15 protein-coding genes are annotated in these 17,497 nt (G+C 52.7%); all 15 read right to left on the bottom strand.

What is annotated here, in order from left to right; all coding sequences use genetic code 11:
* Positions 1-41: 41 nt before the first annotated feature.
* Positions 42-995: an acetyl-CoA carboxylase carboxyl transferase subunit alpha gene (accA, locus tag ACFOSD_RS11605; protein WP_380696680.1), complete on the bottom strand. Its 954-nt coding sequence runs from the start codon at positions 993-995 to the stop codon at positions 42-44.
* A gap of 150 nt (positions 996-1,145) precedes the next feature.
* On the bottom strand, positions 1,146-4,769 hold the full coding sequence (gene dnaE, locus ACFOSD_RS11610; RefSeq protein ID WP_380696682.1) for a DNA polymerase III subunit alpha: 3,624 nt from the start codon (positions 4,767-4,769) through the stop codon (positions 1,146-1,148).
* Positions 4,770-4,772: 3 nt separating this feature from the next.
* Positions 4,773-5,393, bottom strand: coding sequence for a ribonuclease HII (gene rnhB / locus ACFOSD_RS11615; protein WP_380696684.1), 621 nt, complete (start codon positions 5,391-5,393; stop codon positions 4,773-4,775).
* Positions 5,386-6,552 (bottom strand): lipid-A-disaccharide synthase, encoded by a 1,167-nt coding sequence (gene lpxB, locus ACFOSD_RS11620; protein ID WP_380696686.1) that lies wholly within the window; start codon positions 6,550-6,552, stop codon positions 5,386-5,388. Before lpxB ends, rnhB begins: the two co-directional genes overlap by 8 nt.
* Position 6,553: 1 nt before the next feature.
* On the bottom strand, positions 6,554-7,318 hold the full coding sequence (lpxA, locus tag ACFOSD_RS11625) for an acyl-ACP--UDP-N-acetylglucosamine O-acyltransferase (protein WP_380696688.1): 765 nt from the start codon (positions 7,316-7,318) through the stop codon (positions 6,554-6,556).
* Complete coding sequence (gene fabZ, locus ACFOSD_RS11630; RefSeq protein ID WP_380696690.1) at positions 7,315-7,776, bottom strand: 3-hydroxyacyl-ACP dehydratase FabZ; 462 nt, start codon at positions 7,774-7,776, stop codon at positions 7,315-7,317. Before fabZ ends, lpxA begins: the two co-directional genes overlap by 4 nt.
* 62 nt (positions 7,777-7,838) lie before the next feature.
* Positions 7,839-8,915, bottom strand: a complete 1,077-nt coding sequence (lpxD, locus tag ACFOSD_RS11635) for a UDP-3-O-(3-hydroxymyristoyl)glucosamine N-acyltransferase (protein ID WP_380696692.1) — start codon at positions 8,913-8,915, stop codon at positions 7,839-7,841.
* A gap of 11 nt (positions 8,916-8,926) precedes the next feature.
* Complete coding sequence (locus ACFOSD_RS11640) at positions 8,927-9,496, bottom strand: OmpH family outer membrane protein (RefSeq protein ID WP_380696694.1); 570 nt, start codon at positions 9,494-9,496, stop codon at positions 8,927-8,929.
* Positions 9,496-11,832: an outer membrane protein assembly factor BamA gene (gene bamA, locus ACFOSD_RS11645; protein WP_380696696.1), complete on the bottom strand. Its 2,337-nt coding sequence runs from the start codon at positions 11,830-11,832 to the stop codon at positions 9,496-9,498. Before bamA ends, ACFOSD_RS11640 begins: the two co-directional genes overlap by 1 nt.
* 140 nt (positions 11,833-11,972) lie before the next feature.
* Positions 11,973-13,316, bottom strand: coding sequence for an RIP metalloprotease RseP (rseP, locus tag ACFOSD_RS11650; RefSeq protein WP_380696698.1), 1,344 nt, complete (start codon positions 13,314-13,316; stop codon positions 11,973-11,975).
* 2 nt (positions 13,317-13,318) lie between these two features.
* Positions 13,319-14,488, bottom strand: coding sequence for a 1-deoxy-D-xylulose-5-phosphate reductoisomerase (ispC, locus tag ACFOSD_RS11655; protein ID WP_380696700.1), 1,170 nt, complete (start codon positions 14,486-14,488; stop codon positions 13,319-13,321).
* The gene (locus ACFOSD_RS11660) at positions 14,485-15,327 is read right to left on the bottom strand and encodes a phosphatidate cytidylyltransferase (protein WP_380696702.1); all 843 of its coding nucleotides are present in this window, start codon (positions 15,325-15,327) and stop codon (positions 14,485-14,487) included. Before ACFOSD_RS11660 ends, ispC begins: the two co-directional genes overlap by 4 nt.
* A 27-nt stretch (positions 15,328-15,354) precedes the next feature.
* On the bottom strand, positions 15,355-16,074 hold the full coding sequence (uppS, locus tag ACFOSD_RS11665) for a polyprenyl diphosphate synthase (RefSeq protein WP_380696704.1): 720 nt from the start codon (positions 16,072-16,074) through the stop codon (positions 15,355-15,357).
* 109 nt (positions 16,075-16,183) lie between these two features.
* Complete coding sequence (frr, locus tag ACFOSD_RS11670) at positions 16,184-16,741, bottom strand: ribosome recycling factor (RefSeq protein WP_380696706.1); 558 nt, start codon at positions 16,739-16,741, stop codon at positions 16,184-16,186.
* Positions 16,731-17,477 (bottom strand): UMP kinase, encoded by a 747-nt coding sequence (gene pyrH / locus ACFOSD_RS11675; protein WP_380696708.1) that lies wholly within the window; start codon positions 17,475-17,477, stop codon positions 16,731-16,733. The genes frr and pyrH overlap by 11 nt, the downstream gene beginning before the upstream one ends.
* Positions 17,478-17,497: the final 20 nt, after the last annotated feature.

A 17,497-nucleotide genomic window follows, 5' to 3' on the forward strand; every position in this document is an offset into this window, starting at 1 on the left:
CCGATGTTCGTTACACATAGGCGCTTACCTAGCGTGTCCGATTAGGCAAAATTGCCGTACGACATTAATCGGCGGTAGCGCTGTTCCAACATTTGACCTACCGGCAATTGTTCCAACTCCGACAGCTGGCTCAATAAGTTCTGCTTGATCTTCGCTGCGGTCAGATCAAGATCACGATGAGCACCACCTAATGGCTCTTGAATGACTGTATCGACCAAGCCCAAGTCATACAATTTGTTGGCCGTTATCCCCATAGCTTCGGCCGCATCGGGTGCACGATCCGAGGTTTTAAACAGAATAGACGCACAGCCTTCCGGCGAAATCACCGAATAGGTGGAATATTGCAGCATATTCAGGTGATCACCCACCCCAATCGCCAGAGCACCCCCGGAACCGCCTTCACCAATCACCGTACAGATGATAGGCACCTCCAAGCTGGACATTTTTTGCAGATTGAATGCAATGGCTTCACTTTGCCCGCGCTCTTCGGCATCGATACCCGGATACGCACCCGCAGTATCAATAAACGTCATGACCGGCATACGAAACCGCTCGGCAAACTCCATCAAACGTAACGCTTTGCGATACCCTTCCGGACGTGGACAGCCGAAATTGCGTTTAACTTTTTCTTGTACCGAGCGCCCTTTTTGCTGGCCGATCAACATCACCGGCTTACTATCCAAACGCGCGGTACCCCCGATGATGGCACCATCATCGCCAAAATGACGATCACCATGCATTTCATCGAATTCGGTAAAAATTCGCGCAAAATACTCCAACGAGTTCGGGCGCAACGGATGACGCGCCAATTTGGAGACCTGCCAAGCGGTCAAATTGGTGAAGATATTCTCCGTCAACTTCACGGCTTGCTTACGCAACTTGTCTACTTCTTCGGTAATGTTCAGTTCATGATCATTACCGACCAAGCGCAATTCTTCAATTTTGGCTTCCAGCTCCGCAATGGGTTGCTCGAAATCAAGATAGTTGGGATTCATGGATTACGCGTCCCCACACTCATACATTGGGTTAATCGGTTTTAACAACCGGTATATTCATCTGTTTGCAGCCTAGCGGTTCACACGCGGGGAGACAAGCAGAATGGCTAAGATTGAGCTGTGAATTTAAGTAAACAATTCTATTTTTGATCAACGATGAAAACGAACCTCAACGGCGTCAACGCCATAGACCTGCCGTAAACGGTACAAAAACTCATCGGTCAGTGGCGCCTTATGCGCGTCGCCGAGCAGGACTTCCCCTCTGGCATCCGCCCGCTGATACGCAATATGCATGGGCACACTGGGACTGTCGGCCGGGCGTTCTGCCAACAACTGCTTCAATTGGTCCAGTTGTTTTTTTACCGCACCGTGAGCAACATCGGCCATGCGAATCACCACCGATTGGGCAAAACGCTGCCGCGCTTGGGCCACATCCACCACATCCGACACCTTGACCCGGTTTTCTTCGCGGTATTCATTCCACGTCACTTCGGCTTGCACAAAAATCACCCGACCCACTTCTATCAAGCTGACCCATGGTGACTCCTGCTCATCAAAGACACCAAACTCGATGCGCGCGGTGCGATCATCGAGCGTTACGAACATCATGTCCTTACCCGCTTTGGTTTTCATGCGGCGGATATCGATGACCAGCCCCGCCAGCGTTTGCATGTCCTGCTTGCGCGGTACAATATCGGCCAGCCGGGCGCTTACGATGCGTTTCACTTCTTCTTCGTATTCGTCGATCGGGTGTCCGGTAAGGTATAAGCCCAGCGTTTCTTTTTCACCCGCTAAACGTTCCTTGATCGGCCATTCAATCAGGTGACGATAATCATGGTAGGGATCCGCTTCATCATTCAGCTGAATGTCCCCAAACAAGTCCACCATCCCCGCCGCTTCATTTGCACTGGCTTGCTCCGCCGCTTTCATCGCATCAGGCAAGGCAGCCATCAATACGGCACGGCTTGGTCCAATGGTATCCAAGGCCCCTGACTTAATGAGTGCTTCAATGACCCGGCGGCCCATTTTTTTCAAGTTAACCCGGGCACAAAAATCAAATAGATCGACATAGGGACCGCTGGCACGACCCTCCACAATCGCCGATACCGGGCCCTCACCAACGCCTTTCACGGCCCCCAGACCAAATACAATGTCGTCTTGGTCGTTCACCGTGAACATGTAGTCACCGGCATTCACATCGGGAGGTAAGACGTTCACATTCATTTCACGGCAGTCTTCAAGGAAGATCACCACTTTGTCGGTGTTATCCAATTCCGACGACATGGTAGCCGCCATGAATGCTGCGGGGTAATGCGCTTTTAACCACAGGGTTTGATATGACACCAAGGCATAGGCAGCCGAGTGTGATTTGTTAAAACCGTAACCGGCAAACTTTTCCACCAGATCGAAAATCTTGGTCGCCAGATCGGCATCAATGCCTTTATGCTCAGCGCCTTCGGCAAAGGTTTCCCGTTGCTTCGCCATTTCCTCAGGCTTCTTCTTACCCATGGCCCGACGCAGTAAATCCGCGCCACCGAGCGTATAGCCCGCCAAGGTCTGCGCGATCTGCATGACCTGCTCTTGGTAAACAATGATACCGTAGGTCGGTTCTAGAATGGGCTGTAATGAGGGATGCTGATAGGTAGCGTCCGGGTAGGCAATGGCTTCGCGTCCGTGTTTCCGGTTGATAAAGTTTTCCACCATGCCCGAGTCCAGCGGACCGGGACGGAACAATGCCACCAGCGCGATCATGTCTTCCAATGTATCCGGCTGCATGTTTTTAATCAGCGCCTTCATACCGCGCGATTCTAACTGGAAAACGGCGGTGGTTTTGGCCTGTTTCAACAGTTTAAACGCGGCTTCATCGTCCAGCGGAATCTGCGCTATATCTATCTCTTCTAGACCTTGTGCCCGCCGCTTCGGGTTGATGATCGCTAACGCCCATTTAATGATGGTGAGGGTGCGTAAACCTAAAAAGTCGAACTTCACGAGCCCGGCAGCTTCAACATCATTTTTATCATACTGCGTGACCAACCCGCTGCCATCCGGCTCACACAGCAGGGGCGAAAAATCTGTCAGCTTAGTCGGGGCAATCACGACCCCACCCGCATGTTTACCCGTTTGCCGCGTGACACCTTCCAGCTTTAGCGCCATGTCCCAAATTTCACGCGCCTCTTCGTCCTGCTCAATAAAGGCTTTGAGCTCTGGCACTTCTTCTAATGACTTTTCCAGCGTCATACCCGGTGTGCCGGGAATCAACTTGGAAATCTTATCGGCTAAACCATAGCTCTTGCCTTGCACGCGGGCGACATCACGCACCACAGCTTTAGCCGCCAAGGTGCCAAAGGTGACAATTTGGGATACCGCATCACGGCCATAGTGGTCCGCCACGTATTGAATCACCTGATCTCGGTTATCCATGCAGAAATCTACGTCGAAATCCGGCATGGATACCCGCTCGGGGTTCAAGAACCGCTCGAACAGTAGATCATACTTGAGCGGATCCAAGTCGGTGATTTTCTGCGCATAGGCCACCAATGAACCGGCACCCGAGCCACGGCCTGGACCTACAGGGATATCATGGTCTTTAGCCCACTGAATGAAATCCATCACGATCAAGAAATAACCCGGAAAACCCATCTGCAAGATGATGTCGAGTTCAAAGTTCAACCGATCGACATAGACTTGCCGCTCGGACGCGTAGTCCGGCGCACTTGAATCGTGGCTGATGGCAAGACGCTCTTCCAGTCCTTCCCACGATACTTTGTGAAAGAAGATGCCGGTGCGTAACGCGGTATCGTATTCGGGTTCCTGTTCCCGGCCTGTCCAAGCCTCTGCCATAGCACGTTTCACGCGCTCGGCGATGGTTTGATAAGGCGTGTGTTGTTGGAAGAACGGGTCATCTGCCAAGTCTTCTGGAATTGGGTAATCGGGCAGATAATATTTGCCCAGCTCTATTTCCACCGAACAGCGACGGGCAATTTCTACGGCATTGGTGATCGCACTGGGTATATCGGCAAACAAGGTGGCCATTTCAGCCGGACTTTTCAGGTATTGTTGATCCGAGAAGCGATGTTCACGACGCGGGTCGTCCAGTGCCATGCCTTCGTTGATGCACACGCGGGTCTCGTGCGCTTCAAAATCTTCCGAGTGTATGAACATCACATCGTTGGTGGCCACCACCGGCACATTGAACCGGCTCGCCAAGGTTAACGCACCGGCCACATGGGCGTCATCACCGGCCCGCTCGGTACGCTGCAACTCTAAATAATAGCGATCACCGAAATGATTTTGCCACCATTGCACGCGTTGTTCAGCCATGGTCGCATTACCGCGCAGAATGGCTTGCCCCACGTCGCCATAGTTGGCACCTGACAATACGATCAATCCGTCGTTCAATTCCGCAATCCATTCGATTTTCACCACCGCGCGATGCACATCTTGATTGAGCTGGAAAGCACGAGAGATCAAGGCGATCAGGTTTTTATAGCCCTGCAGGTTTTGGCACAAAAACGGAATACGAAAGGGCTTACCGGGTTCGTCGGTGTTTTCTACCCAGAGATCACTGCCCAACAAGGGTTTGATGCCTGCCCCCATCATGGCGTTATAGAATTTGATCAGTCCGAAAAAATTATTCTGGTCGGTCATCGCCACCGCAGGCATGCCCTGTTGAGCGACCGCGCCTGCCAGTGGCTTGATCCGCACCAAGCCGTCGATCAACGAGTATTCCGTGTGCAAGCGAAGATGGACAAAGGTGTCTGAAGTGGCGGTCATGTTTTACAGTTCCAGTGTTCCTTGAATCATGGCTTGTTCCAACCAGCGTTTCACCGGAGCAAATGTACGCCGATGTTCGGGGGTCGGGCCATGCGTGGTTAACGCAGCGAGATGTTGCGGCGTAGGATACCCCTTATTCGCCGCCAGATCATAGTGCGGGTATTGTTGATGCAGTTCGGCCATGACCCGATCGCGTGCGACCTTGGCTAAAATAGAAGCAGCGGCAATGGCGGAATGGCGGCCATCGCCTTTGACGATAGCTTCGGCAGGCAGTTTGAGGTGTTTAGGCAGTCGATTACCGTCTACCAGAACCTGGTCAGGCACGATGACCAATTGCCCCACCGCGCGCTCCATCGCCAAATGGCTGGCACGCAAAATGTTCAACTGATCAATTTCTTGTGCTGAACACTGCGCTATGGCCCACGCCTGAGCGTGCTGGCAAATACGGTCGAATAAGCGTTCACGCGCGGCGGCATCCAATTTTTTGGAATCGTTCAAGCCTTCTATCGGGCGCGCCGGGTCTAATATCACCGCTGCCGCATACACCGGACCACATAAGGGGCCACGCCCGGCTTCATCGGTACCGGCAATGCAACCGCTGTAATACTGATCCAACTCAAGCATTCCGCGCTTCCCCCTGCGTGCCGATCAGAGCCAGTACCGCCTTGGCAGCCGCTTGATCGGCATGTCGGCCGAGGCGCTTATGCATGAACTGAAAGGTTTCGACACAATGCAGGCGGCGTTCTTTGTCATGCCAAAGGTCGTACAGTTCTTGCGCAGCTCGCTCGGCTGACAGGTCATTTTGCAACAATTCGGGCACCACCATTTGGCGTGCCAGGATGTTCGGCAAGGCAACCCAAGGAATACGCACCAACCACTTACCGATCCAATACGTTAAGGTGCTGAAACGATAACCAACGACCATGGGTTTCTTCAGCAGCGCGGCCTCTAAGGTTGCTGTGCCGCTGGTCACCAACACCAGGTCGCTGGCCCCCAGAATGTCGTGCGCTTTACCTTCAACGACCTGCATCCAAGAGGCATCATCGTGGCGCAAAAGCGCCTCAATATCTTGCTTGCGTGCTGCGTTCACAGCCGGTATGCGCACCAACAAATCTGGCATTCGTTGCTTCAATCGCCGGGCTGCGGCCAAAAAATCGGGAGCGATACGAGCCACTTCACCCCGTCGGCTGCCCGGTAGCACCGCCAGTATCGGTGCGTTAAGCGGAAGATTTAAGGATTGCCGGTAGGCAGAAACATCTGGATGCATGGGTAATCGGTCGGCCAAGGTATGACCGACGAAAGCAAAGGGGACTTGATGCGTGGCGTAGAAGTCGCCCTCAAATGGAAATAAGGTGAGCATAAGGTCAATTGAACGACGAATACCGTGCACTCGGCCCTGCCGCCATGCCCATACGGATGGACTGACGTAGTGTGCCGTGGTGACCCCTCGGGCGCGCAGCCGACGTGCTAACGGCAAATTGAAATCCGGGGCATCAATACCCAAAAACACATCCGGTTGCCATGCCAGTATTTGGTGAAACAACTGCTTACGCAAACGCAGTAAATTGGGCAATTTGCGTATCACCTCAAACAATCCCATTACGGCCAAACGTTCCTGATCGGCCCAACTGACCAAGCCTTGCGCTTGCATGCCGGGACCACCGACGCCAGCGAATTCGATGTCTGGATGCAAGGCTTTGAGGCTGGACAACAAACCTGCGCCCAGCTGATCGCCGGACGCTTCGCCTGCAATCACCGCAATACGAAGGGCGCGCGAGGACATATCAGCGAATGATACCGCGAGTGGAGGTCGCCAGACTGGCCAGAAACGTCTGCACTTGAGGGGTAGGGTCTTGAGCCAGTTCGGCCATGGCTGTTTGCAGCGTTTTACCCTGACGGAACACTAAACGGTAGGCATTTTTCAACGCTTTTAAATTGGACTCTGGAACTTGACGACGCTTGAGACCTTCAAAATTCATGCTGTAGGGCTTGGCCGGGTTACCTTGCGCCATGATATAGGCCGGAATATCTTTAAAAATAACCGTTCCTGCACCGGTTATGGCACCCGTACCAACACGGCAGAACTGGTGTACCAAGGTGCCACCACCCAGTATGGCGTGATCATCAAGCCAAACATGACCAGCAACCTGACTGGCATTCGCAATGATCACGTCATCACCGATTCGGCAGTCGTGTGCCACATGCACATATGCCATATACAATCCACGCGAGCCGACACGTGTAACGCCTTCATCTTGCACTGTGCCACGTTGCATGGTGACACATTCACGAATGACGTTGTCATCGCCAATGTGCAACTCGGTAGGTTCACCGCGGTATTTCTTGTCTTGGCATTCTTCGCCAATGGATGCGAACTGAAAAATGCGGTTGCGCTCACCGATGACCGTAGGCCCTTTAATGACGACATGAGGGCCAATCTCACAGCCAGCACCAATGGTCACATTGGCACCGATGATGCTAAAGGCACCGATGGTCACATCGGGCGCAATGTGAGCGCCAGGGTCAATAAGAGCCGTAGGATGAATCACGCCTTAACCTGTTTACGTTCAGCACAAAGAATATCGGCACTGGCGGCCAACTCACCGTCGACCAGCGCACGAGATTCCATTTTATAGATACCACGCTTGCAACTGATGATCTCCAACTCCAGATCCAACCGGTCGCCCGGTACTACCTGACGCTTGAAGCGCACATTGTCGATACCGGCAAACAAGAACAAATATCCGTCCTCGTGTCGGTTACCCGATGATGCGAAACCCAAAATAGCGCCAATCTGGGCCAATGCTTCAAGAATCAACACGCCGGGCATAATCGACTGGCCAGGGAAGTGTCCATTAAAAAATTCTTCGTTTCCGGACACATTCTTGTAGCCCACAATACGCTTGTTCGGCTCTAACTCGATGATCCGGTCAACCAGCAAAAACGGATAGCGATGCGGCAGCAGCGTTTTGATCTGCTCGTGATCCATTGGCAAGGTATAACTCATAGCACTATCCTTTAAATTCAGCCTTTAAATTCAGCCTTTAAATTCAGCCCTTAAAATTCAGGTCAGGTTGATGACGATTCATCGGGGGTGGCATCTGCCGCTTCCAATTCGCCATACTTCGCCCACAAAGTATTCACTTTGTCGTTTAAATTCTTCAGTTGACCAATGCGGGCTACGGCCCGGCGCCAATCATTGAACGGCTGTACCGGTAAACCCGATGCATATTGACCGGGGTTTTCAATGGACTGCGCCACCATTGCCTTACCGACAAAATGTACATTGTCGGCAATGGTTAAATGACCGCCAACCGCCGACTGCCCTCCGACCGACCCATCTTTACCCAAAACCGTTGAGCCTGCAATGCCGCATTGTGCGACCAAGGCCGTGCGCTCACCGACCACGACGTTGTGACCGACTTGCACCAAATTATCGATGATCACGTCATCGCCGATGACGGTATCGGCCAAGGCGCCACGATCAATGGTTGCGTTCGCACCGATCTCCACGCGGTTGCCAATGCGCACACCGCCGAGTTGGGCGATCTTTTCCCAGCCACCGGCATGACGGGCATAACCAAAACCATCCGCACCAATGACCGTGCCTGCTTGAATCATGCAGTTTTCACCAATGACCACCCCGGAATACAGTGTCACACGCGGCCGAATGATGGTACCGGAACCGATTTTGACTCCCGCACCGACGTAAACTTGCGCATCCAATTCGACACCTGTACCCAACTCGACACCGGATTCAATCACCACCTGAGCGCCGATTCGGCAATCTGCCGGAACCACAACATCGTCGGCCAGCACAGCAGTTGGATGTACTGACGGCGCGAACCAGTGCTTCTCCCAATATAATTGAGACACCTGAGCATAGGCTCGGTAGGGGTCACGCACAATGATGCAAGTATGCGGCAAGCTACTGGCCAGGTCTGCTGTCACTAACAAAATATCGGCTTTTGACGTTGCCGCTTTCTTCACGAACTGCCGCCGTGCGACGAAGCTCAATTGCCCAGTAGAGGCTTGATCAATGGGTGCTATCGAGGAAATGCACTGATCTGGATTGCCTTTTACCTCGCCACCCAGTAATTCAGCCAATTCGACTGCCCGGTATGTGCGCCTATCAGGGGTATTCATAACCCAGAGCCTTATTCTTGTTCTTCGTTGGGTGCTGCTGACTGCCGGGCTTCAGCGACAGCGGCATTAAACCGTTCCAGCGCCAAGGTCGAGATATCCAACTCAGGTCGAACGTAGACCACTTGATCACCCGACAACAACAACACAATATTCTGCTCTACTATAATGCGCTCCAATACCGTTGTCAGTATGGGTTCAAAGGTGCGCAAGAATTCTTGACGGCGGTTTTGTTGTGCCGCTTGCAGGCGACGGACCAGTTCTTCGCGTTCGCGCAGTCTTGCTTCTGTCTGCACCTGTAATGCGGCTTGTTCGTTTTCTGTCAACAACGGACCGTCTGTCTCCAATCGTTGACGTAATTCTGTGATCTCTTGTTCCAGTTGATTAACACGACGGTCTTCACTGGCGTAAGCCTGGCGAAGTTCGGCAGTAATCTGGCGTGCGGCTTCGCTTTGAAACAACACATATTCCTGATCAATTACTGCGATGGTGGCGTCCGAACTGTTTTGCGCAAGTGCAGTGGGAGCCACCAGAAACGCAAAAACCAGTGCAGTACGACGTAAGAGAGCGAACATTCGGGTCATTAGAAATTACTCCAGAAAGACAGTTGGAATCGTTGCAGGCGATCTCCATCCTGCGGCGCTATTGGGTTGGCGTAGATAAACCGCAAAGGCAACATTGGTATGGGGCGCCACACCACATCCAAGCCATACGAGGCACGTAAACCATCCACCGAGAACCCTTCGGCACAATCCGTATTGCCCGCCAAACAACGCTCGGTAAAGGCACCGCCTACATCCACAAAGGCAGCGGCGCGGAATTGCGACTTGTCGCGCACCAGCGGCATTGGCACGATAAACTCCATGCCGGAACTCAACATCAAATTGCCACCAAACGGCACTGCCGACCCTTCATTGCCAGCCAATTCGGTGCTGTAAGGACCAACTGTACGTTCCTGGTAACCGCGAAGAGTGCCAGGACCACCGGCATAAAAGTGTTTGTAAAAGGGCAAACGGTCCGTTTCACCAAAGCCATTGCCATACCCCGCCTGCCCAAGTAATCGAATGGCATAGCCATCGAACGGCAGCACCGGTTGAATATAGTCGCCGCGGTAGGTTATCCGGTAGTAATTTAAGTCACTGCCGGGCAAGGTCGCTTCGCCGGTTATGTTATGGCGCTGCCCTTCCGTCGAATAGAAACTACCAATCTGGTCACTGTAGTTCCACTGCATTTCCAGGGTCCAATCGTCATAGCGATCACCGTAATCGGCCTGGAACGATGTAACCTCTTGCGGTGGTTTATCACCCACATACAGTTGGGTTTGCGTGAACCCTAAGCCTACTTGTAAACGGCTATTGTCGGACACCGGCCGCCCCAGGGAAAACTTGCCCCCCCAGCGATCCAGACCGTAGGTTTCGACGTTGCGGTCTAACCAGTTCGTACGCTCATAGAACAGATTCAAATCGCGGCTGATGCCGGATTGCGTGAAATAGGGATCAACATGGTTCAATGAGAATGTCGTTGTGGTATTGGACACCTGACTGCGCAAGGCCAGACTTTTACCGGTGCCGAGGAAGTTCTCTTGCGAAAACTCAACCGCACCAAAAATTCCCACACCAGGTTGAAAGCCAAGGGATGCCTGCAAATTGCCGCTCTTGTCTTCCAACACAGAAAACACAATATCCACCTGATCTTCAGCATCTTGAACCCGCAACTGGTTAACATTCACGACGCTGAAGAAGCCTAATTGTTGTAAGCGGCGACGTGACGCTGCAATGTCACTGTTGCGTGCCAAATCACCCTCGTAGATGCGCATTTCACGGCGCAACACTTCATCCAGAGTACCCTGATTGCCCACAAACTGAATATTGCGCACATACATTAACGGACCCGGCCGGACGACAAAGTTGATGCTCACGGTCAACTCATCATCGCTGACGCTCGCCTGCGGCTCGACATTGGCAAACAAATAGCCATCATCACCTAAAATGCCGATGATTCGATCTTGTGTGCTCACTAAATCGGCGCGTGAAAACCATTCACCTTCCTGCGGCAACACAGCGGCCCGAATCTCGGTTTCACGCGCTGCGAAATCGCCCGAAACCGTGACCGCCCCCCAACGATAGCGAGCCCCCTCGTATACTTCGGTGAGTAAGTGCACACCCGACAGGTCGGGTTCTAGCGAAATTTGCGTATTCTCGATATTGAACCGCACGTACCCGCGATCGTAGTAGTACGAACTGATACGCTCGAGATCACCGGAATAGGTATCTCGATCGTATTGATGGCGCTGACTGAACAACTGCAACGGATCACCCACGCGTCGGGCGCGTAACCGGGTATCGCGCAGCAATTCAGCGCTGTCGAACACGTCATTACCGCGGATTTCGATGGATCGTATGGCGGCCGCACCGCCTTCCTCAATGGCAATAATCACCGCCACCCGGTTCTGCGGCAAAGGCTCTACACTGACATCCACCACCGCATCATAACGCCCTTGAATGGCATACTGGCTTTCCAGTTCGGATTGGATTTGAGCCAGAACGGACGGTTGATAGGACAAACCTTCCACCACACCCACACGTTCCAAGGCGGCATCCAGGGCTTCCGTCGGTATACGTTTATTGCCCGACACATTCACCCGCTCAATCAGCGCGTATTCCTGCACTTCGAACAGTAACGCACCGGCTGGTGTTTGCTGCACCTGAACATCTTGATACAAGCCTGTGGCATACAGCGCTCTTATCGCCTCGGCCACCTGAAATCCAGGTTGTGCGGTACGGTCTTGCACACCGGGCAACGTTGCATAAAACGCTGCACTGGAAACTCGGCGCAAGCCGTCCACCTGTATTGAAGTCGCTGCTGCTGAAGTACTGATACAGATCAGCAACAAACCGATCAATCGCTTAATTTGCGCCATGTAGTTAACGAATCCTTAGCTGAAAAACGACAAAACGAACACACTGAGAGGTAAAAACGCCGGGCAAGATCGCTGTTTAGACCACACACTACAATGAGGTTTACCCTTAATTTGCCCATGTCTGCATTGATGAGCAGGCATCAAAACCGCTGAAAGTCGTTAAAAAACGCAATGAACATTACGCCCAACATCAACGCGATACCAATCTGCATACCCCAGGCTTGAACGCGCTCGGACAATGGCTTACCACGAACAATTTCGGCGACATAATACAGTATGTGTCCACCATCCAAAACGGGAATGGGCAGCAAATTGAAAATGCCTAAACTGATACTCAGCAACCCAAGGAAACTTAGAAAGGCAACCACACCAAAACTGGCCGAATCACCCGCCACTTGCGCGATCGATACAGGCCCGCTTAAATTCTTTACGGACGCCTCACCGACGATCATTTTGCGCAGGAAGCCGAGAATCATCGCCGACGTATCCCCTGTTTCAACGACGGCCGCACGCAGCGCCGCAATAGGCCCGTAATGCACCGTACGAATCAAATCCGAGGTATCCACAGAAGGGCCATAAACGCCGGCCCGTCCTACGGTTTGCCCTTGCGCATCCTGTGTTGCATCCGGGGTAAGCGTGACCGTAAGCCGTTGTCCAGCCCGTTCAATTTCGAGAGCCAGCGGAACACCCGCCTGGCGTTGGACGACGTCTACCCACGCATTCCAATTCGCGATCGGCTGCCCATTGGTCGCCAATACGCGATCACCGGGCTGCAAGCCCGCTCGTTCGGCAGCACTGCCCGCCATCACACCATCCACCAGCGCCGGACGCTCCGGACGCCAAATGGATAATCCCAAAGCACTGATCGGGCTGGGGTCCTGGACACGGGCCAGCCAACGCTCAATCGGGTAGGACACGCGATAGCGTTGCTGTACATCATCTTGCAGGGTCAATTCAATCACACCCGTTTCACCCAAACGGTCCAGCAGTTTCAATTGCAGCTCCCGCAGATCCGCCACCGGTTGACCGTCGACAGCCACAATTTCGGCGCGCTCGGCGGGCCATTGGCCTTGCCACAAGCTGGATTCCGCTGGGGTTTCAATCAATGGTCGCACTACTTGCACACCGGTCAGATTAACCACCCAGAAAATCACTACAGCCAGAATAAAGTTAGCCAACGGGCCTGCTGCCGCAATAAAAATTCGTTTCTGTGGCGATTGCCGGTTATGAGTGAACGGAAGGTCTTCCGGCGCAACGTTTCCTTCACGTTCATCCAGCATTTTGACATAACCGCCCAGGGGAATGGGGGCTAATGAAAATTCGGTATTTTCACGATTTCGCCATGAGAATAATGGCTTACCAAAGCCAATCGAGAATCGTAGCACTTTAACGCCACACCAGCGCGCCGCAAAATAATGCCCGGCTTCATGAATGCCAACTAATATCGACAGTGCAAGCAAAAAGAAAAGAATCGTGGTCAACACTCTCAAACACCCTCAATCAAGTTCTTAGCAGTGACCCGCGCCAAACGGTCCACTGCCAGTAATTGTGCAACATCGATCACGGGATTGACCGTACTTTGAACCAGCACCTGCTCGTTGATCCGAGGAATATCCATAAAACCAATATCTCCGGCCAGAAATGCCGCCACCGTTTCTTCATTGGCCGCATTCAAGATAGCCGGTGCTGTACCGCCCAACGCCATGGCATCGGCCGCTAAACGCAAACACGGAAAACGCTCCGTGTCCGGCGTTTCAAAGGTCAGTCCGGACAGCGCCTGAAAATCCAAAGGCGCCACACCCGCATCGATACGTTCCGGCCAAGCTAAACCATAGGCAATGGGCGTGCGCATATCCGGTGCGCCCATCTGTGCAATCACCGAGCCATCGACGTAACGCACCATAGAATGAATCACACTCTGCGGATGCACCACCACTTCGATGTCAGAGGGTTGTAAATTAAACAACCAGCAGGCTTCTATCAGCTCTAACCCTTTGTTCATAAGGGTCGCTGAATCCACTGAAATTTTTCTACCCATCGACCAATTGGGGTGCGCACAGGCTTGTTCGGGCGTGACCTTGGCCAATTTAGCCAGCGGTGTTTGGCGAAACGGACCGCCTGATGCGGTAAGCACAACAGAAACCACCGCAGGATCATTAACCTTGGACAGGCACTGAAAGATAGCATTGTGTTCACTATCAATCGGGAGCAAGGTGGCACCACTGTCCTGGACGGCTTGCATCAACAAATGTCCAGCCACGACAAGACTTTCTTTATTCGCCAACAAGATTCGTTTACCTGCCTTGGCGGCTGCCAGGGTTGGGCTTAAACCGGCCGCACCTACAATAGCGGCCATCACGATGTCGACCTCCCGATGCGCAGCGATCACGGACAACGCTTCTTCACCCACCAAGACTTCCGTCTGTGGGCTTAACAGGGACAGTGCCGCCATAAGCTCGACAGCGGCAATACGATCCGGCACGACCGCATACGTCGGTCTATGTTGCGCACATTGCCTGGCGAGAAGGGAAAGATTGCGAAAACCGCTCAGGGCAAATACTTCATACAGATCCGGGTGGCGACCCAGCACATCTAAGGTATTGACCCCAATACTGCCGGTTGACCCTAAGACAGAAACCCGTTGACGACGTTTCATAACGCAGGCCAGACATACAGAAAGCCAGCAAACACCGGCGCTGCGGCACACATGCTGTCAATGCGATCCATGATGCCGCCATGTCCCGGTAAAATCGACCCACTGTCCTTCAATCCGCGATGACGTTTTACCATGCTCTCCACCAAATCACCGACGATCGACATCACCACTACCACGGCAGCGAACACCATCAGCAGAGCATAATCCTGCCAACCCCAGAATTGGGTATTAACAATCACTAACACCACCAGCAAACCAATGATCATGGCGCTCACAACGGCGGCCACGGCGCCCACCCATGTTTTACCGGGACTGACATCCGGCAGCAGTTTTCGCTTACCAAAGGCGCGCCCCGCATAATAGGCACCGATATCCGCACCCCAAACCAAGAGCATCAATAAGGTGATCAATAAGTTGGTGTCATCGGCCGACTTTATCCAGTAAAAACCCAGCCACATGGAACACAGCACCAAGACACCCGCGACCACTCGACGCCAAGGTGACGCCCACCAGCGCGTGGCCGATGGATAGCACAGAATGAGCGCAAATCCGGCGAGCCACCAACCGACCGATAGTGCCAACAGCCAACCGAAGGACACGACTTCAGCGTCCAACAGAGCATAGAGCACCAGTAACAATACACCGACAGCGGCAGAAAACATGAACCGCTGCCAACGTTCACCGATGCCCGCCATATCAGCCCATTCCCAGGCTCCCATAACCGCTATAACGCCCATGAAAATAGCGAATCCGGCCAATGGGAGGCCATAAATACCGACCAACATGATGGGGATTAGCACAACGGCGGTTTTCACGCGATTATCAATTTTAGTTATCATTATTCATTCCTATCACGCTTAACTCGATCAACGACCACCAAAGCGGCGTTCCCGAGTGGCGAATGCTTGTAACGCTTCAAAGAGCGCATCGGCATCAAAATCCGGCCATAACTTCGGCGAAAAATACAATTCGGCATACGCCAATTGCCATAACAAGAAGTTGCTGAGTCGTTGCTCACCGGCAGTGCGAATACAGAGATCCGGTGGCGGCAAATCACTCAAACTCAAATACGTCGAAAACATATCGGGCGTAATATCATTGACTTGCAACGCCCCCATCTGAACTTGCTGTGCCACGGCACGTGCGGCTTGGGTAATGTCCCATTGGCCACCATAATTGGCCGCCACATTGATCCACATACCCGTACAGTGTGCCGTTAATGCTTCTGCCCGCGCAATACTCTCTTGAATGCTGCTGGTGAACCCGGTTGTATCGCCAATGACCCGCAAGCGCAAGTTGTGCTCCACCAAGCGGTCCACTTCTTTGGTCAATGCCCATGAAAACAAATCCATCAGGGCCGACACTTCATCCTGCGGACGACGCCAGTTTTCACTGCTAAAGGCATATAAGGTTACGGCTTCAATGCCAAGGCGGGCACAGTGCTCTACGGTGGTACGCAGTGATTTAACACCGGCTTTATGCCCCGAAACACCACGCAACATTCGACCTTTGGCCCAACGATTATTGCCATCCATAATAATGGCGATGTGTTGCGGCAGCACCGGCAACGCCGAAAAGTCCGGCATGTAGACTCCTATCTTCCTTTACGACAACTCAGCCATATACCAAAAAGGCACCAAGACTGACCAAAATCCAGGTGCCTTTGCACGATGCCTGTTGACCGTAGGCTATGGCCTACACCTTCATCAATTCAGCTTCTTTTTCTGCTAAATGCTTGTCGACTTGCGCAATGTACTTATCCGTCAATTTTTGGATCTGCTCTTCATTGCGCCGCGCATCGTCTTCGGAAACTTCTTTTTCTTTCAATAGTTCTTTTACCGTGTTGTTGGCGTCACGACGCGCGTTTCGCACCGCAACCCGACCCGTTTCAGCTTCATTCCGCGCTTGTTTAATGTAGTCACGACGCGTTTCTTCGGTCAACATCGGCATGGTCACCCGGATCGTGTCGCCGGTGGTCGATGGGTTCAGGCCCAGATCCGACTTCATGATGCCCTTCTCAATCGCGGGCACTAAATTGCGCTCCCAAGGCGAAATAGCCAGGGTACGACCATCTTCCACTGACACGTTGGCCAACTGGGTAATCGGTGTTTCAGAGCCGTAATAATCGATGGTCACACTTTCCAGCAACGTTGGGCTGGCACGACCGGTACGAATGCGGTTAAAGGCATGATCCAATGCATCAATGGACTTCTGCATGGCCGCTTCGGTGTCTTTTAAAATTTCATTCAACATTGTCTACATCCTCAACAATCAGCGTACCTTCGTTTTCGCCTACCATAATTTTGAGCAACGAACCTGCCTGATGCATATTGAATACCCGCACCGGCATGCAATGGTCGCGCACTAGGCAGATGGCCGTCAAATCCATCACACCCAATTGTTTTTCCAGCACTTCACTGTAAGTCAACATCTCATACTTTGTCGCGCTTTTATCTTTTTTAGGATCGGCCGTGTACACCCCATCAACGTTTGTCGCCTTTATTACAATGTCGGCATCAATTTCTATACCGCGTAAACACGCGGCCGAATCCGTTGTAAAGAATGGGTTGCCGGTTCCGGCGGAGAATATTACTACATCAGACTGGTTCAGGTAACGGACTGCGGTGCGACGATCATAGTGCTCTACAATACCGCTCATGGGAATGGCGCTCATGACTCGGGTACGAATATTAGCGCGCTCCAATGCATCGCGCATAGCCAGAGCATTCATTACCGTTGCTAACATACCCATGTGGTCGCCGGTTACACGGTCCAGGCCCGCGTCACTCAGCTCTTTACCACGAAACAAATTACCCCCGCCGATCACCAAACCCACCTGCACGCCAATGCCCACAAGCTGACCGATTTCTAGCGCCATGCGATCCAACACACTGGGATCGATACCAAACTCTTTATCACCGGCAAGGGCTTCGCCGCTCAGCTTCAAGAGAATGCGTTTATAACGGGCGGAACGGTCTTTTGGGGGCATAGCAACCTCATTTGGGCATG

This window comes from Salinispirillum marinum, assembly GCF_042650105.1.
GTDB lineage: Bacteria > Pseudomonadota > Gammaproteobacteria > Pseudomonadales > Natronospirillaceae > Salinispirillum > Salinispirillum marinum.